Source organism: Emticicia sp. 21SJ11W-3, assembly GCF_024138715.1.
Classification (GTDB): domain Bacteria; phylum Bacteroidota; class Bacteroidia; order Cytophagales; family Spirosomataceae; genus Emticicia; species Emticicia fluvialis.
Window position 1 is genome coordinate 4,391,643 of the sequence record NZ_CP092074.1, and the last position, 24,569, is coordinate 4,416,211.

The following is a 24,569-nucleotide window of genomic DNA, read 5'->3' on the forward strand; positions in this document are numbered from 1 at the left end:
TTGTTATAAAGAATTACATAGAAGCCGCTACTGGCTTTGCTGTTGTGGTTGAATCAGATGCGGCCGCTTCACCACCAGTATATTTCAAGGCTTTGGCTTTCAGATTGGCCGGAACCTTGTCAATAAACTCAGGTTTAACAGACAATAATGGTTTTTGCTCTTTTTTCCATTTTTCATAATCTGCCGGCTCATCAACAATAAGATTCAGCTTCATAGCAAAGTGGCTACGACCACAAACCTCAGTACATGCAATCTCATATTTAAAATCAGGGTTACCTAATTCAGCACGCATATCAGCAGTACTTTTATCGGCAACAAACCAGAACTTGGTAGGCATACCCGGCACTGCATCCATCTTCACACGCATGTGAGGAATAAACACACTGTGCAACACATCTCTTGCTCTGATCTTCAACAATACAGGTTTTCCTTTTGGAATATGTAGTTCTGTATTACTTGTAAAATCATCAAATGAATGTTCGTCGGTGAAATCAACACCAAACTCATTACCTTCCGAATCGTTGATTAATTTGTAATTGTAGTTACCCAATTTCTCATCATCCACACCACTATAACGCACCATCCATGAAAACTGTTTTCCTACAACCTCAATTACTTCTGCATCTTCAGGCGCATCAGACATGATTCTGTTCCAGGCTCTTAAGCCCGTGAAAACCAAACCTGCCATTACAATCGCAGGAATCAAAGTCCAGACAATTTCAAGTGTATTATTATGAGGATAATAATAAGCCTTTCTGTCTTTTTTATAACGATACTTTAAAGGGAAGTAAAAAAGAACAGAGTTAACCAAAAAGAAAGCCAATGTAATAACAGTGATACCAAACCAGAACCAGTAATCAGTTTCTTTTCCATGTACAGAAGAGGCAGAAGGCATATCACCAAAAGCCATCAGGAAATCTTTCTTGGCATAGTTAAATGACCACACAACTCCGATTACACTAACAATCCAGAATATAAATAGACCAATGGCATTAGAATTATTTGCACCATCAACCACCGAGTCATTTTCTTCCTCCGTCTTTCCCTTTACACCTTTCAATAGAGTTTGGGTTTTGGAAATAACCAAAATGGTTAGTACCAAAAACACAACAGCTAAAATAACAATTAATGAGGTCATGTTACTAAAAATTTACAAGTTATAAGTGCCTAATCCTTGTATGTTTTAAAATTTAATCGAAAAAACCGGTACCTTAAAAAACTTTTCTGTATTAGATATCGTGGTGCAAAGCTTCCTCTTTAAACGGATGTTTCTGAGGAATAAGATTGGCTTTCGACAACTGATTTGCAACAAAATAGATAAACAAAGAAGCAAAAGTAAGCGTAGTACCCCACTCAATGATACCAATACCACCCTGGTCTTTGGCAATACCAGGCATGTGCATCTGATAAAAGTCAAACCAGTGACCAATCAAAATAGCACCACAGGCAAGTTTCAGGAAGGTAGGTCTTCTTTTAGAATCACGTGCCATCAGCACAAGAATCGGGAAGAAGAAGTTGAGAACAAAGTTAATGTGGAATGGCCACCAGTAACGTCCGTCATACCCTGTGAAACGCTCGCGGAAATAAATTGTTTCTTCAGGTAAATTGGCATAGAAAATCAAAAGATACTGCGAGAACCAAACGTAAGTCCAGAAAATCGAGAATCCAAAGATGAACTTTCCAAGGTCATGCAAATGGCTGTCATTCACATACTTCATATAACCTTTATCTTTCAGAATCAGAACCGTAAACATAATAGCCGCTAAACCAGATACATGCCAGCTTGCAAGGTGATACCAACCAAACATAGTAGAGAACCAGTGCGTATCAATTGACATTGATAAGTCCCAGGCTGCAGTAGATGAAGTAACAGCAAAGAACAATAAGAATACTTTAGAAATATTACGGCTTTTGTAATAGTTATCCAAACCGGCTTCCTGATCTTCAAGTAAAGAGAACTTGCGAACCTGCATCCATAGGAAGTACCACACACCAACATAGGCAATCAAACGGATGGCATAAAAAGGAGTGTTCAGATACCATGCTTTGGTTGCGATAATCTTGTCATAATTCTCGCTTCCTTTATCCATAATTCCCTCGTGAGTCCAGTGAAGAATCATGTGGCGGGTTGAAGGAATAGCAAAAAGGATAATAAGAATGATACCCGGAACAATAATGAATGATGGGAAGGCTTCAGCTACACGTTTGATAGAAACAGACCAACCCGCTTTAGCAACGTAATTGTAGGCAATGAAAAACATACCTACTACTGAAATTCCAAGAAAATAGACACTATTCATCCATAGGTTTCCGATGAGACGGTTGATAAGAGTAGCACCATGATGCTCTCCACCACCATGCTCGCCATGACCACCGCCATGGGCTGCAGCGGCTCCATGCTCGGCGCCGTGCGACTCCCAAACGCCGATTGACCAGCCTTTGTGTAAAAGAAACATTCCGAGCGCAACCAAAACCACACCTAAGGCTGCAGCAATCAACAACTTGCTTTTCAATCCGGAAGTAAACTCAAATCTTTCTTCTGTTGAAGGAATTTCGTGAGTATTATGAGCCATTATTCTTGAAATTTGAACCCCTCCCCTAAAGAGGGGTAATCATATTAATATTTCTAACACGCCCCATTAGGGATGGGGGTGAGTTATTAATTTCCTAATTGTAATCTGTGAACGTAGTGTACAATTTTCCAGCGTTCTTCAGGATTAACCTGAGAAGCATGAGGCCACATTCTGCCTTTTCCATAAGTAATTACATGGAAAATATGTCCGTCGTTCATATTCTTGTAAGCATCACTGGCATAATTCGGTACCCCTTTGTAAACCTTACCTACAGGGCCGTCACCTGCTCCGCCGTCGCCATGGCAGTGTGCACAGTTTCTTTCGTATAAAACCTTACCTTCTTCTTCTGCGGCTTCAGACCACGGAATAGGGTTCTTCAAGGTTACTTCTGCAACGGCAATACTGTCTTTAGGCAGATTATAAATCATCAGGTCATTTACCTTAGTGCTATCATCCAGCATGAAAGAAGTATGATAGTTTGAGCGAGGAATAGTACCCGCCACCGGCGACCTCATGTTTTTGCCATCCACATTTATAGTATTCTCACGCCATTGTGTCAAGGGCTCGTAAGCACGAGAATTGTACATGTTAGGTGCAAACTCCCAACCAGTGCTGTTATTATCTTTACATGAAGATAAAACAACTGATGAGAAAGATGCAACTGCTACTGCAAGCGTGATATTTCTGACTGAAAATTTCATTTGAAAACAAATTAATGTATAACTATCTGAGCCCGTTACCGGATACCCGTCAATGTTCTGTTTGTAAATTGTATTGAACAACCCTTCGGCAGTTCATTGTTTTCTGATTTTATGCCTCTTTCACATTTACTTCAGCGGCACCTGACTTCTTTAAAATATCAGTTATCTCGCCTTCTGATAGTTTATTTTTAGCTAAATCAATTGCCATCACAAACTTATCATCTGTACTTCTTACATCAAAGATGATTGGTTTGGCGGTTGGCCCCATACCCTCCATAATAAAGAAAGTAAACGACATACCAAATGAAGCTAAAAGTACGGTCAGCTCAAATATGATAGGTACGTTGGTAGGCCATGGGAAGAAGTTCTTACCACCCACGTTAATCGGCCAGTCGATACCCATTGTCCAGAAAGTTAAAACAAGCGCGCATATTGTTCCGGTAATACCAAACAGGAATGCAGCCACACCCATTCTTGGGCGGTCATAACCTAAAGCACGGTCAAGTCCGTGGATAGCGAAAGGAGTATACACCTCATGAATTTTAACACCGCTGTGTCTTACTGAACCCACTGCGTGTAATACCTCATCTTCGTCTTCAAAAACACCAACTAAATATTTGCTATCTGCCATTGTCTGATAATGGTTTCTTAAATCTAATAATTATGCTTGTTTCTTTACTTTTTCAGGATATTTTTCTGAAGATGACTTCAAAACTGATTTTACCTCGGCCATATTGATAACTGGTAAGAATTTGGCAAAAAGGAAGAATGCAGTAAAGAAGAAACCGAACGAGAAAATATAATCTGAAATATCTCCCATACGTGGGGTAAAATATGTCCAGCTTGATGGAAGGTAATCTCTGTGAAGAGAAGTTACGATAATTACAAAACGCTCAAACCACATACCGATATTTACCACAACCGCCATCACGAAAGATATAACGATATTCTTACGGATTTTCTCAAACCAGAACAACTGCGGAGAAAGAACGTTACAAGTCATCATGGCTGCGTAAGACCACCAAAGCGGCCCCGTAGCTCGGTTAATAAATGCATATTTCTCATACTCAACACCCGAGTAGGCGGCAATGAAAAACTCAGTGATATAAGCAATACCTACAACAGAACCCGTAAGGGTTATGATTTTATTCATTAACGAGATATGCTCAAGAGTAACGTAATCTTCCAGTTTATATACAACACGCGTAACCAGCATCAGGTTTTGAACCATTGCGAAACCTGAGAAAATAGCACCCGCCACAAAGTACGGAGGGAAGATGGTTGTATGCCAGCCAGGAATAACCGAAGTGGCAAAGTCGAAAGATACGATGGTGTGAACTGAAAGTACCAGAGGAGTAGAAAGACCTGCAAGAATTAACGAAACGTCTTCATATCTGGCCCAGCTTTTAGCACCACCTGTCCAACCTATTGCCAATGCACCGTACACTTTTTTGCGAACACCGGTTGCACGGTCACGGATAGTTGCCAAATCAGGAATCATACCAATGTACCAGAATAAACATGATACTGAGAAGTAAGTAGAGATAGCGAAAACGTCCCAAACAAGAGGAGAGTTAAAGTTAACCCATAACGAACCGAAAGTATTTGGTAATGGTAATGCAAAATAAGCTAACCAGGGGCGACCCATGTGCATTACAATGAATGAAGCCGCACAAATTACAGCAAAGATGGTCATCGCTTCTGCCGCACGGTTAATGGAGGTTCTCCACTTCTGACGGAACAATAACAATACTGCCGAAATAAGTGTACCGGCGTGACCAATACCTACCCACCATACAAAGTTGGTGATATCCCAGGCCCAACCTACTGTTTTATTTAAACCCCACACTCCCAGACCTTCCCACCAGGTCCACAATACCCATGCAGTACCATACAATAATACCAGTACTGATATTCCGAATGCTACTTTCCACTCTTTGGTAGGGGCGCCTTCAACCTGCTTACAAATATCTTCTGTTATATCATGGTAAGACTTACCACTCAATACCAGCTTCTCTCTTATAGGTGAAACTACGTGCATAGTTTTTTTTGTTTATTGAAAATGCTAAATTCTTAAAAAATTGACTTTAGAAGTCTTAATTATGAATGTGCTTCGTGTGCCGCTTCTTCTTTAACTCCTGCAGCTTTAACTTTATCTTTATTACGGATTTTAGTTAAATAACTGATTTGCGGTTGCGTGTTAATCTCTTCAAGTACGTGGTAAGCTCTTCCTTCTTTTTCTACAGCCAGTACTTTTGAAATTGCAGACTCGGGGTCAAGCATATCTCCAAACACAATTGCATTAGTAGGACAAGACTGCGAACAAGCTGTTTGGATTTCTCCATCAACCGGACGACGTTTTTCTTTTTTGGCTACCAGCTTACCTGCCTGAATACGTTGCACACACATTGAACACTTCTCGATTACACCTCTTGAACGAACAGTTACGTCTGGGTTCAATACCATACGACCCAGGTCGTTGTTCATGTTGTAATCAAAATTGTCATTTTCAAAGTATTTAAACCAGTTGAAACGACGAACTTTATACGGACAGTTGTTGGCACAATAACGAGTACCGATACAACGGTTATAAGTCATTTGGTTTAGACCTTCAGAGCTGTGGGTTGTTGCCAATACCGGGCAAACAGTTTCACAAGGAGCATTAGAACAGTGCTGACACGTCATCGGCTGGAATACAACCTCCGGATTATCAGAAGCAATTTCCATTGCTCTGAAACCACTTGGGCTATAACCTTCTTCATGTGGCGCATCTGAGCTATAATAGCGATCCAGACGAATCCAGTGCATTTCTCTGGCACGGGCAACTTCTGCCTTACCTACAACCGGAATGTTGTTTTCTGCCTGGCAGCTTACAAGACATGAACCACAACCGTGGCAAAGGTTCAGGTCAATGACCATTCCCCAGCTATGGTTTTTCTTTTCATGACCATTCCAGAGGGTAATCTGGTTGGTTTTCTTGATACCATCTGAAGTCTGCAAAGTAGGCTCAAAACGGCCTGCTTTAACATTCTTAACATATTCACTTAGAACAGACTCCTGAATTATAGACTCACGGCCCATTACGGTGTTGTGCGTTTGTGTCTGAGCCAGGGTATATCCGCTCTTGGTTTTTTCTAATTTAACATCACCAGCCCAGTATTGACCGTTGGATACTAATGGGAAAACATTGGCACCTACGTTACCAGCCTTACCTGCTGCTGTACGACCATAGCCTATTGCTACAGAAACGGTTCCATGCGCCTGACCCGGTTGAATCAACACAGGTAGTTCAATTGTTTTACTACCTACAGTTAATTTAGCCCAGTCTCCCTGATCAATACCTGCTTCTTTGGCTGTTTTTTGCGAAATAGCAATGGTGTTTTCCCAGGTTACTTTAGAGATTGGATCGGGCATTTCCTGTAGCCAGGGGTTATTTGCCTGATTACCCGTACCTATGGCAATAGATTCAAACGCAGAAAGCTCAATACCAGCACCTTTTATACCAGCTATAGCAGTAGCTGCACCGGCCAGGTTACCGCCAAAAGAAGCAGCAGATGCTACAGCTCCTGCACCCGGCTCATAAACGCCGTCATGCAATGCCTGCACCCAAGACTTACCACTTAATATATTTTTGGTCCAGTTTGATTTCAGATAAGCCTGATAATCACCTGAAGCACCAGCCCAAATCAATAAGCTTGATTCAGCCTGACGGGTATTAAATATAAGAGAGATAGTTGGCTGAATTAAAGAGTAGAAACCTTTCTTTGGTTCAGCATCACCCCATGACTCAAGATAATGTGGAGCCGGAGCAATATATTTACATCTAGAGGCTGTTTCGTCGGCATTAGCTGCAAAAGAAACCGATGTGGCTACCTTGCTAAGCGCTTCACCTAACTCAGCACCTCTGATATGGTCATAAACAGGATTTGACAGGAACAATACTGAACTTACCTGGCCACCTTTCACTTCGTTGATGAAGGCGTTCATTTCAGTATCATTACCCTGACGGAAATAAACCGGATTGCTCAAATCAATAGTTGTTCCGTAGCTGCCAAGCAGGCTATTCAGAGCATTTACTACCGTTTGAACTGCCGGATTATTTGAACCAGACACTACCAATGCCGAACCTTTGGCAGCAACCAAATCTTTAGCACATTTGTCGAGGTTCTGAACTTCAATGGCAGCACCTGAAATGGCGGCACCACCTAAAGCAGCTGCTACTTTATTATATAATGCAATTGCTACCGCTCCTTCTTGTGAAGGTTTAATCATTGAGCGATAATCAGCAGATGCACCTGTAATCGTCATACCGGTTTCAAACTGATAATGACGCGACATATCGTTTTTACCACCCTTGCCACTAATTAAACGGCGATTTTCAGCCCATTGAGTAGCAAAAATATCTGGTGAAATCCATGTTCCCAGGAAGTCAGCATTGATACCTACCATAACCTTAGCCTTGCTGAAATCGTAGCTTGGCACAACTGCCTGTCCGAATGATTCGGCATTGGCTTGTATCAGGCCTGATGCTGAGTTAGCATCGTAAGTTACATGCTTGGCAGTAGGGTATTTGGCAACAAAATCAGCAATTACTTTCTTGAAAGTTGGAGAAAGTATTGTATTGGAAACAATTCTGATATTACCTCCTTTTGAAAGCCCGGCAACCACTTCTTTATCCAGGTCTTCCCACGATATGTCTGAAGTGCCTTTTTTAGGGGCTTTCAGTTTTTCGTTATCATAAAGACTCAATACTGAAGCGTGTACACGTGCGCTTACTCCGCCTTTGGTAAGGCTCGACATCTTGTTACCTTCAATTTTAACAGGACGTCCCTCACGGGTTTTAACAAGAATGCTTGAGTAGTCGCCACCTTCAGCGTAAGTTGAGGCATACCAGTTAGGAATACCCGGCTCAACATCTTCAGGTTTGTTCAGATACGGAATAGCCTTACGTACCGGTGCATCACAAGCAGCCAGCGAAACCGCAGCCAATCCAAAACCTAATACTTTCAGGAAATCACGGCGGTGAGTAGGTTCAACCGTGTCAATATCGTCTAAATTAAATTCACGATTGGCGTTTTTAACGAACTCAATATCGTTCTTTAATTCTTCAACCCCTTTCCAATACCTTTTATTAGTATTCTCCATGAGCAAAAATGCTGATTTAAGTATTTATATGTTAAATCCTTGTTAAAGGGACTTAATATCTTTGATTAATTTATTCTAAAACTTTACGTATTCGGTTTACAGATTAATAGTGGCATCTTGCACACTCTAAACCACCGATATCAGAAACTTTCATTGTACCGTTACTTGCGGCATTGTGGGCTTCCATTAGCTTATCATAATAAGCGTTATCTTTACCATTTACCTCAGTTTTACGGTGACAATCAACACACCAGCCCATTGTAAGTGTGGCACGTTGTTGCACTACTTCCATTTTAGCTATCTCACCATGACAATTGTTGCAATCAAGACCACCTACATTTGTGTGTTGCGCGTGGTTGAAATAAGCAAGGTCTGGCAAATTATGTACACGAACCCATTCAATTGGTTTGTTGGTTTCAATTGCCGTGTAAATCTTCTGGATTTCAGGCGACTCACGTTTGATTGTGTTATGGCAGTTCATACAGATGTTAGCTGAAGGAATACCAGATTGTTTTCCTTTATAAACACCTGTGTGGCAATAAGCACAGTTGATTTTCATTTCACCGGCATGTAGTTTGTGAGAGAAAGAAATAGGTTGTTTAGGAGCATAGCCCTGATGAACACCTATACCATACAAACCGTCAAAGGTAGCTTTGGTGGCCAGTAATACAAACACCCAGATAATGGCTGAACGAACCGTTTTGTTAGAAACAATCTGCTTAATGCTCAATTGAATTTTCTCACCCGCTGACACCGCAGAACCTTCTGTGCCTTCTGTTGTACCGGTAAGCTTGTTTAACAACTGTAGAATACCCAACAAAGCAACCAGTACAAGACCCATGATTACCAGCAGGGCAATCATAATTACGGTTACAAACTTGCCGCTTCCGGTATCACCGGCAGTAGCAGTAGCAGTTGTACCACCACCAGGATCTGCAGTAGGAGCCGCCGGAGCAGAAGCAACTTTAACGTAATCAAGTATGGCGCGCACCTGCTCGTCAGTAAACGACGGGAAGGCGGTCATTGGAGTTTTGTTAAACTTTACGAAAAGCTCGTTTGCATACTTGTCGCCACTTGCAATAACACCCATTGGGTTGTTAATCCATTTTTTAAGCCAGGCAAAGTCTCTGCGGGTTTCTACACCGGCCAGACCAGGCCCTACTACTTGCTCACTCGTCGGAGCATGACACTGCGCACAGTTTTCTTTGAATAATTTCTCTCCAAGTGCTGTGTCTCCTCCCCCTGCAGGTGCTGCTGCGGTAGCTGTTGAATCTTGTGCAAATGCGTTGCTGAAAGAAATGGTAACAACAACAGCAAGAGCTAAAAGTGATTTATAAAAATTACGAATCATATTATAAGTAAGTAGTATAACCTAATTTTCTGACTGCAAAACTACGCCAGTAATGTTTTCAATCAAATAGCTTTTTTAACTTTTTTTATTTTTTGCAGTAATTTAGAATAATTTTAAATAAAAACATAAAACACTGCAAATCAGCATTTTAACAAAAAATACCATTCCATGATTCACCCGTGCAGGGGTGCCTGGAATGGTATTTTAGCAAGATTATACGCACAAAAGAAACGTATATTCATTCTTAAATGTTAATTTTTTTCAGTTTAGGTCAGGGTATTAATGTCGTGACAAATATACGGCCAAGGGCGCTCTGTTACAATAGTTTAATCATAAATTTCTAGCATTTTAATCCTGCTCGCTGGCAGTACTCTGTCTTCAGGCATCTGCAAAAGGCTTAAAACCAGTGCGTTGTATTTTTACCTGTTATACCCAGCTCAATGCATGCTGTATTTCTTTACAACAAAATAATATGGCCTGCACTTCAAAAGTATATATACGCACAAAGCTAAAACCGGCCAATCTCTCTTATCTTAAGTGCGTACTATCAAAATAATAGGCTAAAATTCCGCACAAGGCTTTTAAAAACATAAGCCCATCAATAACTGTAAGATAAAAAAAGATGGTTCTTCGCTGTTTGAGCGCATAAGCCACCAGAATCATAGCCAGAAACGGAATCAAATTAAAAAGCAAACGGGTAACAGAAAACCCATTATAAATTGCAAAAGCAAGAAAACTGGCCATGCCAGCCAATGTAAGCGGCACAATGATACTGAAAATGGTAAACCGCAGCCCTTTGGCTACTACAAAAGTTTTGATATTGTGATTGGCATCAGAAGCATAGTCTTTGATATCGAACATGATACAAAGCACTGAAACAAACATGAAGTTTTTTAGGAAAAGCCACCACCCGGTGGGGCTCATGCTTTGGTTGGTCTGATGCGAAATATGGTAAAACACCACAGGGGTAAGGGTTATTAAACCCGCCCAGGTAAAGCCTATGATAAATGGCTTCAGCCACCCTATTCTTCTAAGATTAAAACTGCCCAAAAAACTTAAACCATAATAAAGAAGCGCGGCCAGAGGCGTAAGCAGCAATGGCCATAGTTGCCCTTTGCTGATGCCCGTTAGACCAATCCTGTATTTGTACAAAAAATACAAAAGTATGATACCACTGCTTATCAGACACAACCTCTGGCTATAAAGAACGTAAACTCTGTACTGAATAAACCAACGGGTTCTGGGGTTTCTGGACGTCTTAATTGAAGGGTCTTTTATGTACGCCAGCGTATAAAACCAGACAGTAATCGTAAATACCAGAACATAAAACAAGGGTGGGTTTAAAGAATAATTTTGCTGCAAAGAAGCCTCAATAGCCAATGCCACTGCACAAATGCCATAGAAATAGTTTCCGAAGAAAACTGCTTTGATAATAGACTGAAACATTAGACCGGCTAAATAATAAAACAGATAACAAATGCCTGCGGTGCAATTCCGTTTCTGACCCAAACAACTGGAATACCCAGGTAAAGATAGTTGCTTTTGTAAGAAAACAAATGTCATAAACTTATAAATTGCCCATACACATAGTTTGCTGTTGAAGCAAAACCATAAACCTATAACCCTGCTGCAACGGGTATTGCTACCGGCTAACAATAAACTAAAAAGAGCGCACCCGAAAGCACGCTCCTTAAAACCAACTAAACCCCATTGAATGCCGATACCACCTAAGATACCGGATACTTCTTCATTATTTTGGCTACTCCTTTTTCAATCTGTCTGTCAAGTTTTTGGTTATTGATAGCAGACGAAATACTACCCTGCCATACCAGCTTATTGGTTTTGGCATCAATGGCATCAATTACCAGTGTACCCTCAGTGTAGGTGTATGGCGATGAATACCCTCCACCCCAGTATCCCATGTTATAAGGTACAATGAAACGGCCAATACGGGTGTATCCTATCATTGGGAAGGCTCCGCCATAACTAAACCCACGGGTGGTTTCTTTCTCGGCATTCGTATGAAACCTCAACAACAAATCCGGTTGGCTGGTATCAATACTCAAGCCTTTGCTTAGCAAAGCCTGGTCAACATCCGTCTGAATTTTCTTGCTTACCAGTTCATTATTATATAATGGATTATTCGTCCGTATATCCGGCTCAACCCAGGCAAAAGTTCTGAACTTACTAAAATCGGCCGAAGGGTCTTTATGTGTAATAACCTGTGCGTCGGCACCTGAGATGCCCAGCCCAATCATCCCGATCAGCAGGGCTATGTTCAATAGGCTTTTCATCTTTTAAAAATTGTTTGTTCTGAATGATTGAAAACAACTTTTAGACAGCCCACAGTAAAAAAAGTAAATTACTACCTGCATTAAAATTTGTTAAAAAAATAAGCAGACTCAAACATAAAAAAGCAACAGATTAAACCAGTAAAATTGTTTTTACAGATACCATTTAATCAAAAATTCAGGGTGAAAGATATGAACTCTAAGAATTTTTATTATTTTTGATTACAATTGCCAAACCAGAACTTATATGATTTTTAAAATTCAAATTAGCACTGATTTTGATAATCATCTTGAAAAGAGCTTTACCTATAGCCGTGAGCTTTTAACTTTCGACCTCCACACTGTGCCGATTGTAAAATCCACACTAGATTCAGACACCACATTGAGTAATTACCCCGAATACGTTTCGTATAACCACACCCTTGAGGGCCAAAGGCCTTACCAGTATTCTTAAGTGATATTCCATACAACCAAAGTTAAAAATTTAAATCAGGTTTATTTTTAATTCAATTACTATGGAAAACATCTACCTTAATCACTGGGCAGTGCTGGCTTGTGCTGTCTTAAGCCTTGCCTTGGGCGCCTTATGGTATTCACCGCTTATGTTTCTAAACGGCTGGAAAACAGCCAATAATCTGACAGAAGAGCAACTGAGAGCTAACAATCCGGCAAAAACTTTCGGCATTACTTTTGTGCTGGCGCTGATAACGAGCTATAATCTGGCGTTTTTTCTGGGAGACGACAAAACCGATATGGCTTGGGGCGCTACGGCAGGCTTTTTAACCGGTTTTGGTTTCTGTAGTGCCATTTTTACAATTGTTGCTTTGTTCGAACTACGCTCGCTTAAATACATCCTCATTAATGGTGGATACATAACTGTTTACTATACCCTGGCCGGCCTTATTCTGGGTGCCTGGAGGGGCTAAGTATCGTTTTACATAAGCATATTTAAAAAACACCATCGCACATTGCAAGGGGTAAACGTAATTCATTAATAACTAAAACCTCTTGCTTTGCGCTAAAAAACAGTCACCCGGGTCTACCGGAAGCACCCTGCTGATTATTGTTAAAACCGATACTCAGCAATACTCAAATATTATATAGATTCCTTCCACCGATATCCCTTTCTTTTTTTGTACAAATCCACATTTTTTATAGAATGCTATAGCCGCCTGGTTGGCCTGCAGGCATTTCAGAGTAATTGGGGTCTTTAATTGCTGAATCATGGCATCAACCATCAATTTTCCAACTCCCATTTTCTGATATGACAAATGCACATAAATATGGTGTATAAAGCTATCAGGCTCATAGGCAGAAATAAACCCAACTATTACCTCATCAATAAACGCAACAAGGGTGTATTCACCCTGGGTATCGGTGTCGTAAGATTCTAATTGATAATGGCTGGTATTTAACCAGGTAAAGGTAGCCTTTCTTACCTGCATGTATAATTCTCTTAAAGCAGGTAAATCTTTCAATTGAAACGCTTCTATTTTTACTTTCAAAGTCTTTTAATTTTTTATTTCGGGATTGTCGCCAAAACTATTATGGTTTTTTGAATTTGCCAAACATCGCTTTCCAGTATTTTGAATATTTAATACCTCTGCAATGGCGTAGGCATAATTTTTATTAATTTAGCTTTATAACAACAGCACAACAGATATGAACGAAGAACTATTGAAAGAAATAGCAGCCCAACTGCGCCAGCCACATGGCGAAATGGGCAATGAAATGGGCGACAGAATGAACCAGAGTAATGCCCTGATGAACCGCTTTGTCATTAAAAACCTTAATGCGGCTCCCGGCGATGCCGTTCTTGAAATAGGCATGGGGAACGGCTTTTTTGTAAATGAAATACTCAAAAATAACCACACGATTGTCTACACCGGTTGCGACTTCTCTGAAGCCATGGTTACAAGGGCTATACAACTCAATGAAACTTTGATAAACCAAGGGCAGGCGACATTCAAATTAGCCAGCGCCAACGATTTACCTTTTGATGCTGAAAGCTTTGATAAGGTTTTTACCGTAAACACCATCTATTTCTGGGATAACCCAACAAGTGTATTGAATGAAGTAAAGCGTGTAATGAAACCAACTGCGCAATTGCTGATAGCGCTGAGGCCAAGGTCTGTAATGGAACAATATCCGTTTACCAGATTCGGCTTTACTATGTATAGTGCTGATGAACTAACGGCTTTGCTACTGGCAAACGGTCTTTCGGTAATCTATATACTGGAAGAAAACGAACCAGATCAGGAAATGGCAGGAGAAGTGATTAAGTCTTCTTCAATGGTTGTCTGTGCACAAAAAAACAATTGATATACCTGTCAGATAACCATCCATACGATTTGCAACTTGGGATGGCTGAAAGCCGAAAAATTATCTGACCGATAGCCTTCCAAAAACAATTATTTACCTTTGATGTAGATTTGAAGGTTTAAGCAAAAAAATATGATTCTTAACTTATTAATATCGTTGCTACTCATTCACGCCGGTGAGCATCCGTCTGTAAACAACTTAATAAATGTAAAGGCAAATGCAACCAGTGTGGCTACACTCCAACGGCATATACTTCAAGACACCACTTTTACCCTTAAAATTGAAAACGATAAGCGAGTAGTTGACAATGCCCTGAAGGCCAGACTAACAAAAGAAATAAAAGCAGCTATTGTGGCCAATAAGCTTAAAAAACCATACAAACTGGCAATGGGCTTTACTCGTGGTGCCCGGGATGTGGAGACCTTTCTGTTTGGCGAGCAGCTATTCTACTCTCTGGCCGAGAGTGGCTTTACAATTAATGGCAAACCCATTGAGTTACCAGATGCAAAACCAAACCCCATACCGCAGATAAAGGTCATAGACAATATAATATACGTGGTGCTGTCTAAAATGTAACCTGTCTGATGCTTTACTATTTAATAACGTCTATGAGAATTCTAAAAACCCTGCTTTTAATATGCCTGCCTGTTGGTTTGTTGGCTCAGTCAGAAACCAGCACGTTTAAACCTTTTGTATTAGGGTACATTGATGAAATCAACTCAGTACAACTGGGAGAGAAAAGGATTCTGAATATTTATCTGCCAGAAGGTTATTCAAAAACAGACACCACCCACTACCCTGTTGTTTATCTGCTTGATGGCTCTTATGATGAAGATTTTATTCATGTAACAGGCCTTTATCAGTTCAATAACTTTTCATGGATTAACCGCGTACCAAAATCAATTATAGTAGGTATAGCCAATGTAGACAGGAGAAGAGATTTTACATACCCAACTACGATTCAGAAAGAAAAAGATAGTTTTAAAACCGCCGGGAAGTCAGCCCGGTTTATAGGTTTCATAGAAAAAGAACTGCAACCTTATATTACAAAAAAATATAATGCCGGTGGGTCAAAAACCATTATCGGGCAATCGCTGGGTGGTTTGCTGGCAACAGAAATTCTTCTTAAGAAACCTGCCCTGTTTAATCAGTATATCATTATCAGCCCAAGTATATGGTGGGACAACGGCTCATTGCTTGAACTGGACTCAGACATTCTGAAACCTAACTTTAACCAGCCGCTAAAGGTATATATCGGCGTTGGTAAAGAGGGGCTGGCGCCGTCTGAAACCCCAAGGGTAATGGAAGTAGATGCCAACCTGCTGGTTGAAAAACTGAAAAAAGCGACAAACAAAAATCTGCAAGTATATTTTGATTATCTGCCACAGGAAGACCACGCCACTATTACGCACCAGGCCGTTTTTAACGCTTTACGCTTGTTGAATCCGGTTACTGATAAAAACTGAATTTTAAATCGTTGATTAACCTGTTAACTTATTCTAGTCGGCAAGGAAGGTCATTAAATAGCTTATGATTTCTTTGCTCTGTGGCTCGGTTGCATCCTCGTCCATATCATTATGAATAGTAGCCGGCAGTTTAATAACCGTTATTTTGTATTTCTTTTGTTCTTCTGCTGTTGGCAAAACACCCTCATCTGCGGGTTGGTCGCTTGACCGTAATGAATAAACCCTGGGCTCTTTTGTACGGGGTAGTTCCATTCTGCGGTTATCCAGAGTAACAATCTTGCTAATTAAATGTGGGTACTTATGCGCAAACAAAGCTGTCATGTCTCCACCGTTAGAATGCCCCACTAAAATCACGTGCTTAAAGTCAAGATGCGGACTCCTTTTTTTAAGTTCACTCAAAACAAAAAGTAGGTTAGCTGCACCCCTCCCCCAATTAGAACGCCTTACCACTTGTGGTTTACCGGTTAGTGGCAAAAGGCTGTCGGTAGGCAGTTCATGCTGTACACTAGCTACCAGGTAACCCTCTGATGCCAGATGATGAGTCAGGTAATTATACGCCAGATTAGCGCCTCCTTTGTTTTCGCCATAACCATGGCTGAAAATAACCAATTTCTGATGTTTAACCTTAACAGCAGGTGTAAAAAATGCTATAGGAATTACCCTTTTACGGGCAGTATCAAACCATCTGACGGTGTCAAGCTTTACCTCAAAATTCTTTTGAGCCAGTAAAACAGAAGAAAATGCAGAAAAAAAGAAAGCCAGGATAAATGCCGCAAATCTTTTGTGATGGTTGTTTTTCATTAAGCACGTTTTTTCGTGCAATTTACGAAGTATCCAAAGAGTCTTATAGAGTGCTTCAAAGAAAATTGCTAGGCAGAAACCTTGTCATTCTCCTTTCAATATTAAATGGGCTTCCATGACCGTTCAAATAATTTTACGGCACAAGAACTATTACATGATATAGTTTTGCCAGATATTTTAATCATAAAAGTTTCACCCTATTGTTATGAAATTTCTTAGTTCGTCGTTAATGCTATGCCTATTTGTTTTGCAGGCCATTTGCCAGCCTTTAAATACCAATAAGCTGGATAGCCTCTTCAATACACTTGCCGAGAAGAAATTGGCAATGGGTAGCCTGGCTATCAGTATAAATGGCAAAGTACAATACAAAAAAGCAATTGGTTATGCTGATATTAACAACCATATTGCTGCAAATACGGGTACCAGATATAGAGTCGGTTCGGTATCAAAAATGTTTACTGCTGTAATGGTGTTCCAACTGATTGAAGAAAAAAAGCTCTCATTAACTGATAAACTAAGCCATTTTTATGGTGATATTCCTGATGCTGAGAATATTACGATAAGCCACTTGCTCAATCACAGAAGCGGATTGCACAGTTATACAGAAGATACCGACTACTCTACATGGATGAGCAGCGCTCAATCGCACGCCCAGATGCTGGCAATCATCAGAAAACTAAAACCTGACTTTGCGCCCGGTACAAAAGCCTCTTATTCTAACACCAATTATTTATTGCTCAGCTATATAATTGAGCAAATAGACCAAAAGCCTTATTCAGAAGCTCTCAAGCAACGCATCACCTCAAAAACAGGCTTGAATGACACATACTTCGGGGATTTAACTGATATCTCCAAAAATGAAAGCTATTCATATAAATATAATGAAGGAAACTGGCATCAAATAAAAGAAACAGATTTGAGTATACACAGCGGAGCAGGCTCAATCGTATCAACCCCAACAGACCTGGTCAAATTTATTGAAGCGCTTTACGAGGGCAAATTAATTGGCTGTGCAAGCCTTAATGAAATGCAAACCATGAAAGACGGCTATGGAATGGGGATGTTTCCTTTCAGTTTTGAAGACAAAACTGCCTTTGGACACAATGGGCGGATAGAAGAGTTTTACGCGGCAGTCAGGTATTTTCCTGAAGAAAAAATGGCATTGGCCTATTGCACCAATGGTATTCTTTATCCCAGAGCAGATATTCTTACGAGTATTCAGCAAATCTGCTTTAATAAGCCTTATGCTATTCCGTTTACTAATCCTACTCCGTTGGGTTCGCATGATTTAGACCAGTACACAGGTATGTACACTTCAGACAACAGGGCAATAGTAGTGAATGTAGGCAAAAACCAATCAGAATTGCTTATAGAAACCAGAGGTAAAGCATTTGAGGTGCAACCCATTGGAAAACACTACTTCATGCAGCAAGGTTTGGGTTATTTCTTTGAATTTGAACCTAAAAAAAACACACTCCTGATTAAAGAAACAGATAATATTTACTACCTGAAACGTCAATAGAAATTTAATGACAACAGGAACGCTTTCATTAGCAATAACAGAATCCAGTGGCACAATACCACGGGATTCTGTTAGCGGACTTCAAAATTATGCCTTTTTACGGCAGGTATTTATACCGAATATTGAATAAAGCGGACAATAGTTTATAAAAGCAGTAATCAGGAAAATACCTCCTGCTACTAATGCAACTATGCCCCAAACCCCCGTTAGTACTTTTGTAAAATAGAGTATCAGGGCCAGAAGTGCAACCAGGAATCTGACGATACGGTCGGTGCTGCCAATGTTCTTCATGGTAAAAGAGTTTAAAGATGATATTGTACTACTGAAACTGATTATCGCCGCCGGGTTTTTGCGGTTGTTTATTCAAAAAGTCTTTCAGTAAATCGCCGAAAAAGAACCCGAAATAACCCCCGATTGGAATCATGGTCTGCCACTGCGATTTAAGCGGGCAGGTACCTGTCAGGCAGCCTATTTCTTTCCAGTACAAATAACCGCCCAGGGCACCGATGGCTGTAAATACCCAGACAATGAATCTTTTGTTTTTCATACAATTTTATGTTCTGCGTCTATACCGGCGGTTATCAGGGATATTGCAGCCACCGGGGCCGCAACCAAAATTCATTACTGCCTGCACCACCAACAGCAGCCCGATAACACTGAGAAGCAACTGGTTTTCAATAAAGGCCATGATAATAATACCCATACCAGCTACCAGCCTTATGACGCGAACGGCGTTCCAGTCTTTCAATAAAGTTTTCATATTGCCTTTGTTTATCGCGGATAGCTTCCTATACCACCTGAAAGGTTGTAAACATTTTTAAAGCCCTTACCTGCCATTAATTGACAGGCCTGCGCACTTCTGGCGCCACTTCTGCAATAAAGCAGGTAAATTTTCTGAGGGTCCAGCCCATCCAGCCGCTTTTGAAAATCGCCGCTCATAATATCTGCATTAATGGCCCCTTTAATGGCCCCCTGTCTGTATTCCATGGGTGTGCGCACATCCAGCAACACAGCCTCTTTATTTTCGTTCAGCAGTTGCTTGAAGGCTTGCCCTGACACATCCTGATACTGCTTTTTGGTTTTAAAGAAATCGAACATTTTTTTGCCGTTTATAAATTAATTATAAACCAAATGTCAGCAAAAAATGATACCCTTGCAGTGATTTTTATCACACAGAGATAATTTATTTCAGAGCAGGGTTGTTGGACAAACATAGTCTGTTACAGCTACCCTGCCGGTTTGCTTAATTGCTGCAAAACCGCCGGCCACGTCAATCAGGTTATGAAATCCACGTGCTTTAAGAATAGAAATGGCTATCATAGACCTGTATCCTCCGGCGCAATGTACATAATAAGTAGTGCCAGGATTTACCTGAGCCATGTAATCATTCAGAAAATCAAGCGGCATATTTTCGGCACCCAAAATATGTTCTGAGTCATACTCACTTTTCTTTCTTACATCTATTACGGGCAAGGCTGTTGTTGTATTCATTAAATCGGCAAACTTTTCAGCGTCTACCTGCTGTACACTATCGGTCTCATGGCCTGCATTTATCCATTCCTTAACACCGTCCTTTAGGTATCCAATGCAATTATCATATCCTACACGAGCCAATCTGGTAATGGTTTCTTCTTCTTTGCCTTCTTCTGCAACCAGTAAAACCGGCTGTTTTAAATCTTTGATTAGCGTACCTACCCAGGATGCAAACTGCCCGTTAAGACCAATATTTACCGACCCCGGAATAAATGCCGCGGCAAATTCTGCCGCACCTCTTACATCCAGTATCAGGGCATCAGTTTCTTGTGCGGCGGCCTCAAACTCGCGCACATTTAATGCCCGCATGCCACGGCTCAACACATTGTCGAGGCTTTCGTAGCCTTTCAGGTTCATTAACACATTAAACGGAAAATAGGCCGGAGGCGGTACAAGGCCTGTCAATAAATCTTTAATAAACTGCTCTTCAGTAAGCGACGGGTTCAGCGCGTAGTTTACCTTTTTCTGATGCCCCAGTGTATCAAAAGTGTCTTTGCTCATGTTTTTACCGCAGGCACTACCCGCACCATGGTTTGGATAAACGATGAGGTCGTCGCTTAATGGCATTATTTTGTTTCGAAGCGAATGATACAGATGCGAGGCCAGTTTTTCCTGTGTCAGCTCTGCTATCACGTGCTGCGCAAGGTCTGGCCGGCCAACATCATTTATAAATAAGGTATCGCCTGAAAAAAGCGCCGTCTCTTTGCCACTTTCATCAATCAGCAAATAGCATGACGACTCCATTGTATGCCCTGGCGTGTGCAGCAGTTTTATCTTTACGTTACCTAATGTAAATACTTCGCCGTCGTGGGCTACATGTGCTTCATAGCCCGGCTTTGCCGTAGGCCCGAATACAATGGTGGCTCCGGTTTTATTGGCCAGTTCAAGATGTCCCGATACGAAATCGGCATGAAAGTGAGTTTCAAAAACATATTTTATCTGGGCATTGTCTTTCAAGGCTTTGTTCAGGTACGTATTACTGTCTCGAAGAGGGTCAATCACTGCGGCCTCACCCGCCGACTCTATGTAATAGGCTGCCTCTGCCAGGCAACCGGTGTACATCTGTTCTATTTTCATTGTTATTGTGTTTAAGTTTAAAATTTTAAGCTGCTACAAATGTATTTGCCTGCCAATTGCTTGTCAGTAACATTTCTCACACTTGTTGTACCTTATCTTAAAGCACCTAAAATTATGAAGCTTAAACACTACAATTAATGACGGATATCATAACGGCACAAAACAAAAAGAACGGAAACCACCAGAGGCAATTTCCGTTCAGAAAACTTATTCTTTAAACGGTATGTCAGAGTAATTCAATCCTGTTTCTGGACAGCTTTACTTTTCCGAGTTTTTCTAATTGTTTCAGCAGTCTGGACACCACCTCTCTTGACGTGGCCAGTTCATTGGCCAGCTCTTCATGGGTTATCACAAAAACCTTACAATTACAGGCTTTGGCTTTCCGTTTCAGCAGCATCAGCAGGCGGTCGTCCAGCTTATGAAAAGCTATCTGGTCAATGGTGTTGAGCAAATCTTCAAAGCGTCGCTGATAAGTCATAAAAACAAATTGCCTCCAGGAGTTATACCGGGTCATCCATTCTTCAACCTTCTCAACCGGAATGCTGATAAGGGTGGTTTCTTCATCAGTTACGGCAAGTATTTCGCTTTGCCGGTGCCCCAGACAACAGGTAAGAGACATGGCGCATGAGTCCATACCACCCAAGTAGTATAGCAAGGCCTCGCGCCCTTCTTTATCTGGCCTGAGTATTTTTACCGACCCCTTTAATATAATAGGTACAAACCTGATATAACCGCCGGGCTGCATCAGAACATGCCCTTCTTCCAGTACAACGTAATTTCCAACCAGTGCTAATTCCTGCAACAATTCGTATTCAAATATGCCTGTAAAATTTTCCTGAAGCAATGAGATGCCGGGCTTCATAATAAAAGCTTTTGTTTAAACATCAAAAATAGGTATATGCCTTAAATGCTTATGTAACAAATGTTACATTGTTTTAGTGGCATGCTGAAAACGGAAATTTACTTTTTAAAAATGGATATATTCATGACACACACTTCAGGAGAGAAAAACGAACTAAATTTTACCTTGAAGGTATTGAGTAATCTGACGAAACAAGTGAGCCTGTGATAGATATGGTAGCCATAAATTTATATTTTCAGACAACCATTGTAGGTGCCTCTGACAATTTCCATAAAAACGTTTAAGAAATAAATTTATTCAGGGCATATTATTTAAAAAAAGCACTTTAAAAAGCCAGAATTTCACGTGCAACCCGCTCGCCTGAACGGATGGCGCCGTCAATGTACCCATTCCAGACATCAGCCGTTTCAGTACCAGCCCAATGAATATGGCCTACGGGTTCTCTTAAAGCTTTGCCGACGGAGGTCCAGGCACCGGTAGGCATTAATCCGGCATAACAGCCGCGGGTAAACTCTTCTTCTGCCCAGCTATGATCAAGGTACTGAACAGGTTGCCGGGCCTTCTGCCCGTAAAACCGGGCAAAGGTATTCAGCACAGATGCTTTTCTTTCTTCGGGTGTGAGCCTTGCAAAAGCTTTGGCCTGATTCCCCAGCACAAAACCCATCATAATTCCTTTACTGGCATCTTTGGGCGAGTTATCGAAAGTTACTGTCACGTAACCATCATTAGTAGCCGCCAAACCGTTCAGTCCATCTTCGCGCCAGAAGGGTTTGTCATATATGGCATAGGTTTTCCAGACATTGCCCATTGGCATACGCTGGGTAAGCTGCTCTCTGTTAGCAGGCATAAGCGGGGCGTACTGTATCCTTCCCGCAAGCATGGGTGGCAATGCCACTATAACTTTTGAAGCCGTCAGCTCAAACCCGTCGCCTTTTACGGTTACCAGTGTGCCATCCTGGCTGATGCTTCTGACGATGCTGTTTAAACGGATGTGTTCCTTAAAAGTATCTGCAAGCCGTAATGCCGGTTGCGCGGCCCCTCCTACCAGTCGTTCTTCCTGCGCCCCGTTCTTTACATTCATCAGCATATCCAAGTCCCCACCTGACCTGGTATAAAACAGCGCGTGCAGCATTGATATTTCGTTGGGGTCTGCTGCCCAGATGGCCTCTGCCGCCAGCTTAAACATAACTTTTGCCGTTTTAAACGACATCTGTTTGTCCATCCAGGCAGCCAGAGTCAGCGAGTCATAATAGGCAGCATTGGGCGTATTCCAGGGGTTTTGCAGGTCTACTGTTTTAGACAGCTTATTCATACGCTTAATGGCCATATCCAGACTTAGAAGCGCGCCTATGGGCAAGGGCGGAATTATCCCTTTATAATATTTCAGTTTATTGTTAAAGTAAAGGGTGCTTTTCCCTTCGTCAAAAGTCGGAAAAGTCTGCACGCCAAACTCCTTTGCCAGGGCATAGATTTTGTCTTGAGTGGGCCCTACCCATGCAGCGCCCAGGTCTACGTAGCTGCCGTCTTCAAAATATTGGGTATGCACCCTGCCGCCTACGCGGTCGCGGGCTTCCAGTAAAATTACTTTTTTTCCGGCTCTGAGCAGTTCGCGGGTAGCGGTTAGCCCGGCATATCCGGCACCGACAACAATGGCATCGTAGGTTTGCATAAGAAGGTTAAAGATTAGGGAATCCTAATTTGAATATTTTTTTGTAAAAAACCAACATCTTTTATGAAAAAACTACTTTGCCTGCATCTACACTACAAAACTTAAAAAACTGAAAGTATGATGCCATCTTTCCAACTCAATGTAGATAATCCATGCCACGAGCGATGGGAATCATTTTTGCCCACCTCCACAGGTGGTTTTTGTGCTTCATGCGCTAAAAATGTAATTGATTTCAGCCAGATGTCTGAAAGCCAGGTGGTGGCTTTTTTCAGAGACCGACAAGCATCAGCAGATAACGTCTGCGGGCGTTTTAGAGATGACCAGTTGAAAAAGAATTATAGAATTGAAGATTGGTTTCCTGAATGGAGCGAAGGAGGCAGGTACGATTCTATCGAAATTCCGCTTATGATATTAAGTAATCAGCAGAGTTCCGGTTTCATTAAGCTGCCACACATGAAGCATACCAAGCTTATCAGAAATGTAGCTGCGGCCATAATGACTTTCTTTTGCATTGAAGATGGCATTGCTCAAAACCGCTTGATATCCGGAAGAGTAGTAGATGCAGATACAGGTGATTCTTTGTCTCACGTTTCTATTACAGTAAAAGGAACTAAACGGGGTGTAATATCTGACCTTAATGGTAGATACCAGATTTCAGCTAGTGAAAGCGATACACTCATTTTTAGCTTTATCGGTTATGCAAGTGAAAAAAGACCTGTAATTGAATCATCAGAAGTATTAATGTACGCTACCATGACTGTGCTTTCAGGCGCGGTCTCTGTAAAAGGCATAGCGCCGGAACGACACAATATGAGTACCGGAGGCATTTCAATCAGCAAAAGTTATTGCAGTTCTGAAAAAACACTGCCTCTCCCTAAGTTCGCCTCAAACGCAACCGTATGGGGCAACGCCGTTCAAAACGGAGAACTTACATTGGTACCGCAACTGTCAGCATCGCCCGATTCTGCAGGTACATCTTATGAGAGGTCGGTACATGAACAATGGTTTCAGCAAAACGGCTTTCAGGAAGTACAGAGTGTTCAGATATATGATAATTCGGGTCGGGTATTTACAGAGAGTTTCTCAAAAGTATCTGACGGCATGATTAGGGTTGATGTAAGACATGTTCCCCGAGGCTCCTATATTGTCAGAATAGTTTACCGTAACGAAAGGAGTATTGCAGAACATGAGGTTTCGACAGTACGGATTATTATTGAGAGATAAGCCAGGGCCAAATTTATTTGGCACGCCCTAAG

At 41.3% G+C, this 24,569-nt stretch carries 25 protein-coding genes; 7 read left to right on the plus strand and 18 right to left on the minus strand.

What is annotated here, in order from left to right; translation table 11 throughout:
* Positions 1-13: 13 nt before the first annotated feature.
* The 9 genes from MB380_RS18600 to MB380_RS18640 all read right to left on the minus strand — a co-directional run bounded on the left by MB380_RS18600 (position 14) and on the right by MB380_RS18640 (position 12,064).
* Positions 14-1,138, minus strand: coding sequence for a cytochrome c oxidase subunit II (locus MB380_RS18600; RefSeq protein WP_253529777.1), 1,125 nt, complete (start codon positions 1,136-1,138; stop codon positions 14-16).
* 91 nt (positions 1,139-1,229) lie between these two features.
* Positions 1,230-2,573 carry a quinol:cytochrome C oxidoreductase gene (locus MB380_RS18605; protein WP_253529780.1) on the minus strand — a complete coding sequence of 448 codons (1,344 nt, stop codon included), beginning with the start codon at positions 2,571-2,573 and terminating at the stop codon, positions 1,230-1,232.
* An 86-nt stretch (positions 2,574-2,659) separates the two neighbouring features.
* Positions 2,660-3,274 (minus strand): cytochrome c, encoded by a 615-nt coding sequence (locus tag MB380_RS18610; protein WP_253529783.1) that lies wholly within the window; start codon positions 3,272-3,274, stop codon positions 2,660-2,662.
* Positions 3,275-3,383: 109 nt separating this feature from the next.
* Entirely contained in the window at positions 3,384-3,905 is a 522-nt protein-coding gene (locus tag MB380_RS18615; RefSeq protein WP_253529786.1) for a DUF3341 domain-containing protein, read from the minus strand.
* 30 nt (positions 3,906-3,935) lie between these two features.
* The gene (nrfD, locus tag MB380_RS18620; protein ID WP_101724305.1) at positions 3,936-5,315 is read right to left on the minus strand and encodes an NrfD/PsrC family molybdoenzyme membrane anchor subunit; all 1,380 of its coding nucleotides are present in this window, start codon (positions 5,313-5,315) and stop codon (positions 3,936-3,938) included.
* A 59-nt stretch (positions 5,316-5,374) separates the two neighbouring features.
* Positions 5,375-8,419: a TAT-variant-translocated molybdopterin oxidoreductase gene (locus tag MB380_RS18625; protein WP_253529789.1), complete on the minus strand. Its 3,045-nt coding sequence runs from the start codon at positions 8,417-8,419 to the stop codon at positions 5,375-5,377.
* Between the two features lie 103 nt (positions 8,420-8,522).
* Positions 8,523-9,770 (minus strand): c-type cytochrome, encoded by a 1,248-nt coding sequence (locus MB380_RS18630; RefSeq protein ID WP_253529792.1) that lies wholly within the window; start codon positions 9,768-9,770, stop codon positions 8,523-8,525.
* Positions 9,771-10,298: 528 nt separating this feature from the next.
* On the minus strand, positions 10,299-11,216 hold the full coding sequence (locus tag MB380_RS18635) for a hypothetical protein (protein WP_253529795.1): 918 nt from the start codon (positions 11,214-11,216) through the stop codon (positions 10,299-10,301).
* A gap of 281 nt (positions 11,217-11,497) precedes the next feature.
* Entirely contained in the window at positions 11,498-12,064 is a 567-nt protein-coding gene (locus MB380_RS18640; RefSeq protein WP_253529797.1) for a DUF4136 domain-containing protein, read from the minus strand.
* 244 nt (positions 12,065-12,308) lie between these two features.
* Here MB380_RS18640 and MB380_RS18645 point away from each other — a divergent pair, with 244 nt between their 5' ends.
* Positions 12,309-12,515, plus strand: coding sequence for a hypothetical protein (locus MB380_RS18645; protein WP_253529800.1), 207 nt, complete (start codon positions 12,309-12,311; stop codon positions 12,513-12,515).
* Positions 12,516-12,576: 61 nt separating this feature from the next.
* Entirely contained in the window at positions 12,577-12,987 is a 411-nt protein-coding gene (locus MB380_RS18650; RefSeq protein WP_253529802.1) for a DUF1761 domain-containing protein, read from the plus strand.
* 153 nt (positions 12,988-13,140) lie between these two features.
* Here MB380_RS18650 and MB380_RS18655 read toward each other — a convergent pair whose 3' ends face one another.
* A complete protein-coding gene (locus tag MB380_RS18655; protein ID WP_253529804.1) occupies positions 13,141-13,566 on the minus strand; it encodes a GNAT family N-acetyltransferase in 426 nt (141 codons plus the stop codon).
* Between the two features lie 157 nt (positions 13,567-13,723).
* On the opposite strand from MB380_RS18655, the gene MB380_RS18660 reads away from it, so the two are divergent.
* The 3 genes from MB380_RS18660 (at position 13,724) to MB380_RS18670 (ending at position 15,849) form a co-directional block, all read left to right on the plus strand.
* Positions 13,724-14,383 carry a class I SAM-dependent methyltransferase gene (locus MB380_RS18660; RefSeq protein WP_253529806.1) on the plus strand — a complete coding sequence of 220 codons (660 nt, stop codon included), beginning with the start codon at positions 13,724-13,726 and terminating at the stop codon, positions 14,381-14,383.
* Between the two features lie 132 nt (positions 14,384-14,515).
* Positions 14,516-14,959: a hypothetical protein gene (locus MB380_RS18665; RefSeq protein WP_253529817.1), complete on the plus strand. Its 444-nt coding sequence runs from the start codon at positions 14,516-14,518 to the stop codon at positions 14,957-14,959.
* A 32-nt stretch (positions 14,960-14,991) separates the two neighbouring features.
* Positions 14,992-15,849 carry an alpha/beta hydrolase gene (locus tag MB380_RS18670; protein ID WP_253529832.1) on the plus strand — a complete coding sequence of 286 codons (858 nt, stop codon included), beginning with the start codon at positions 14,992-14,994 and terminating at the stop codon, positions 15,847-15,849.
* Between the two features lie 33 nt (positions 15,850-15,882).
* Here the strand turns inward: MB380_RS18670 and MB380_RS18675 are convergent, their stop codons facing one another.
* On the minus strand, positions 15,883-16,650 hold the full coding sequence (locus tag MB380_RS18675) for an alpha/beta hydrolase (RefSeq protein ID WP_253529835.1): 768 nt from the start codon (positions 16,648-16,650) through the stop codon (positions 15,883-15,885).
* A 205-nt stretch (positions 16,651-16,855) separates the two neighbouring features.
* Between MB380_RS18675 and MB380_RS18680 the strand changes: the two genes are divergently transcribed.
* Positions 16,856-18,172 (plus strand): serine hydrolase, encoded by a 1,317-nt coding sequence (locus MB380_RS18680; RefSeq protein ID WP_253529838.1) that lies wholly within the window; start codon positions 16,856-16,858, stop codon positions 18,170-18,172.
* An 87-nt stretch (positions 18,173-18,259) separates the two neighbouring features.
* Here MB380_RS18680 and MB380_RS18685 read toward each other — a convergent pair whose 3' ends face one another.
* The 7 genes from MB380_RS18685 to MB380_RS18715 form a co-directional block, all read right to left on the minus strand.
* Positions 18,260-18,463, minus strand: coding sequence for a DUF2892 domain-containing protein (locus MB380_RS18685; RefSeq protein WP_253529845.1), 204 nt, complete (start codon positions 18,461-18,463; stop codon positions 18,260-18,262).
* A 28-nt stretch (positions 18,464-18,491) separates the two neighbouring features.
* Positions 18,492-18,719 carry a hypothetical protein gene (locus MB380_RS18690; protein WP_253529847.1) on the minus strand — a complete coding sequence of 76 codons (228 nt, stop codon included), beginning with the start codon at positions 18,717-18,719 and terminating at the stop codon, positions 18,492-18,494.
* Between the two features lie 6 nt (positions 18,720-18,725).
* On the minus strand, positions 18,726-18,932 hold the full coding sequence (locus tag MB380_RS18695) for a hypothetical protein (protein WP_253529849.1): 207 nt from the start codon (positions 18,930-18,932) through the stop codon (positions 18,726-18,728).
* A gap of 11 nt (positions 18,933-18,943) precedes the next feature.
* Entirely contained in the window at positions 18,944-19,270 is a 327-nt protein-coding gene (locus MB380_RS18700) for a rhodanese-like domain-containing protein (RefSeq protein ID WP_253529851.1), read from the minus strand.
* A 90-nt stretch (positions 19,271-19,360) separates the two neighbouring features.
* On the minus strand, positions 19,361-20,782 hold the full coding sequence (locus MB380_RS18705) for a rhodanese-like domain-containing protein (RefSeq protein ID WP_253529853.1): 1,422 nt from the start codon (positions 20,780-20,782) through the stop codon (positions 19,361-19,363).
* Between the two features lie 226 nt (positions 20,783-21,008).
* The gene (locus tag MB380_RS18710; RefSeq protein ID WP_253529855.1) at positions 21,009-21,644 is read right to left on the minus strand and encodes a Crp/Fnr family transcriptional regulator; all 636 of its coding nucleotides are present in this window, start codon (positions 21,642-21,644) and stop codon (positions 21,009-21,011) included.
* A gap of 325 nt (positions 21,645-21,969) precedes the next feature.
* Positions 21,970-23,313 carry a flavin monoamine oxidase family protein gene (locus MB380_RS18715; protein WP_253529857.1) on the minus strand — a complete coding sequence of 448 codons (1,344 nt, stop codon included), beginning with the start codon at positions 23,311-23,313 and terminating at the stop codon, positions 21,970-21,972.
* A gap of 117 nt (positions 23,314-23,430) precedes the next feature.
* On the opposite strand from MB380_RS18715, the gene MB380_RS18720 reads away from it, so the two are divergent.
* A complete protein-coding gene (locus tag MB380_RS18720; RefSeq protein WP_253529872.1) occupies positions 23,431-24,537 on the plus strand; it encodes a carboxypeptidase-like regulatory domain-containing protein in 1,107 nt (368 codons plus the stop codon).
* The last annotated feature ends 32 nt before the right edge of the window (positions 24,538-24,569 follow it).

Bases quoted from the DNA above. Each gene is read 5' to 3' on its own strand.
- MB380_RS18600 (WP_253529777.1), bottom strand. From the start codon at position 1,138: ATGACCTCATTAATTGTTATTTTAGCTGTTGTGTTTTTGGTACTAACC.
- MB380_RS18605 (WP_253529780.1), bottom strand. From the start codon at position 2,573: ATGGCTCATAATACTCACGAAATTCCTTCAACAGAAGAAAGATTTGAG.
- MB380_RS18610 (WP_253529783.1), bottom strand. From the start codon at position 3,274: ATGAAATTTTCAGTCAGAAATATCACGCTTGCAGTAGCAGTTGCATCT.
- MB380_RS18615 (WP_253529786.1), bottom strand. From the start codon at position 3,905: ATGGCAGATAGCAAATATTTAGTTGGTGTTTTTGAAGACGAAGATGAG.
- nrfD (WP_101724305.1), bottom strand. From the start codon at position 5,315: ATGCACGTAGTTTCACCTATAAGAGAGAAGCTGGTATTGAGTGGTAAG.
- MB380_RS18625 (WP_253529789.1), bottom strand. From the start codon at position 8,419: ATGGAGAATACTAATAAAAGGTATTGGAAAGGGGTTGAAGAATTAAAG.
- MB380_RS18630 (WP_253529792.1), bottom strand. From the start codon at position 9,770: ATGATTCGTAATTTTTATAAATCACTTTTAGCTCTTGCTGTTGTTGTT.
- MB380_RS18635 (WP_253529795.1), bottom strand. From the start codon at position 11,216: ATGTTTCAGTCTATTATCAAAGCAGTTTTCTTCGGAAACTATTTCTAT.
- MB380_RS18640 (WP_253529797.1), bottom strand. From the start codon at position 12,064: ATGAAAAGCCTATTGAACATAGCCCTGCTGATCGGGATGATTGGGCTG.
- MB380_RS18645 (WP_253529800.1), top strand. From the start codon at position 12,309: ATGATTTTTAAAATTCAAATTAGCACTGATTTTGATAATCATCTTGAA.
- MB380_RS18650 (WP_253529802.1), top strand. From the start codon at position 12,577: ATGGAAAACATCTACCTTAATCACTGGGCAGTGCTGGCTTGTGCTGTC.
- MB380_RS18660 (WP_253529806.1), top strand. From the start codon at position 13,724: ATGAACGAAGAACTATTGAAAGAAATAGCAGCCCAACTGCGCCAGCCA.
- MB380_RS18665 (WP_253529817.1), top strand. From the start codon at position 14,516: ATGATTCTTAACTTATTAATATCGTTGCTACTCATTCACGCCGGTGAG.
- MB380_RS18670 (WP_253529832.1), top strand. From the start codon at position 14,992: ATGAGAATTCTAAAAACCCTGCTTTTAATATGCCTGCCTGTTGGTTTG.
- MB380_RS18675 (WP_253529835.1), bottom strand. From the start codon at position 16,650: ATGAAAAACAACCATCACAAAAGATTTGCGGCATTTATCCTGGCTTTC.
- MB380_RS18680 (WP_253529838.1), top strand. From the start codon at position 16,856: ATGAAATTTCTTAGTTCGTCGTTAATGCTATGCCTATTTGTTTTGCAG.
- MB380_RS18685 (WP_253529845.1), bottom strand. From the start codon at position 18,463: ATGAAGAACATTGGCAGCACCGACCGTATCGTCAGATTCCTGGTTGCA.
- MB380_RS18690 (WP_253529847.1), bottom strand. From the start codon at position 18,719: ATGAAAAACAAAAGATTCATTGTCTGGGTATTTACAGCCATCGGTGCC.
- MB380_RS18695 (WP_253529849.1), bottom strand. From the start codon at position 18,932: ATGAAAACTTTATTGAAAGACTGGAACGCCGTTCGCGTCATAAGGCTG.
- MB380_RS18700 (WP_253529851.1), bottom strand. From the start codon at position 19,270: ATGTTCGATTTCTTTAAAACCAAAAAGCAGTATCAGGATGTGTCAGGG.
- MB380_RS18705 (WP_253529853.1), bottom strand. From the start codon at position 20,782: ATGAAAATAGAACAGATGTACACCGGTTGCCTGGCAGAGGCAGCCTAT.
- MB380_RS18710 (WP_253529855.1), bottom strand. From the start codon at position 21,644: ATGAAGCCCGGCATCTCATTGCTTCAGGAAAATTTTACAGGCATATTT.
- MB380_RS18715 (WP_253529857.1), bottom strand. From the start codon at position 23,313: ATGCAAACCTACGATGCCATTGTTGTCGGTGCCGGATATGCCGGGCTA.
- MB380_RS18720 (WP_253529872.1), top strand. From the start codon at position 23,431: ATGATGCCATCTTTCCAACTCAATGTAGATAATCCATGCCACGAGCGA.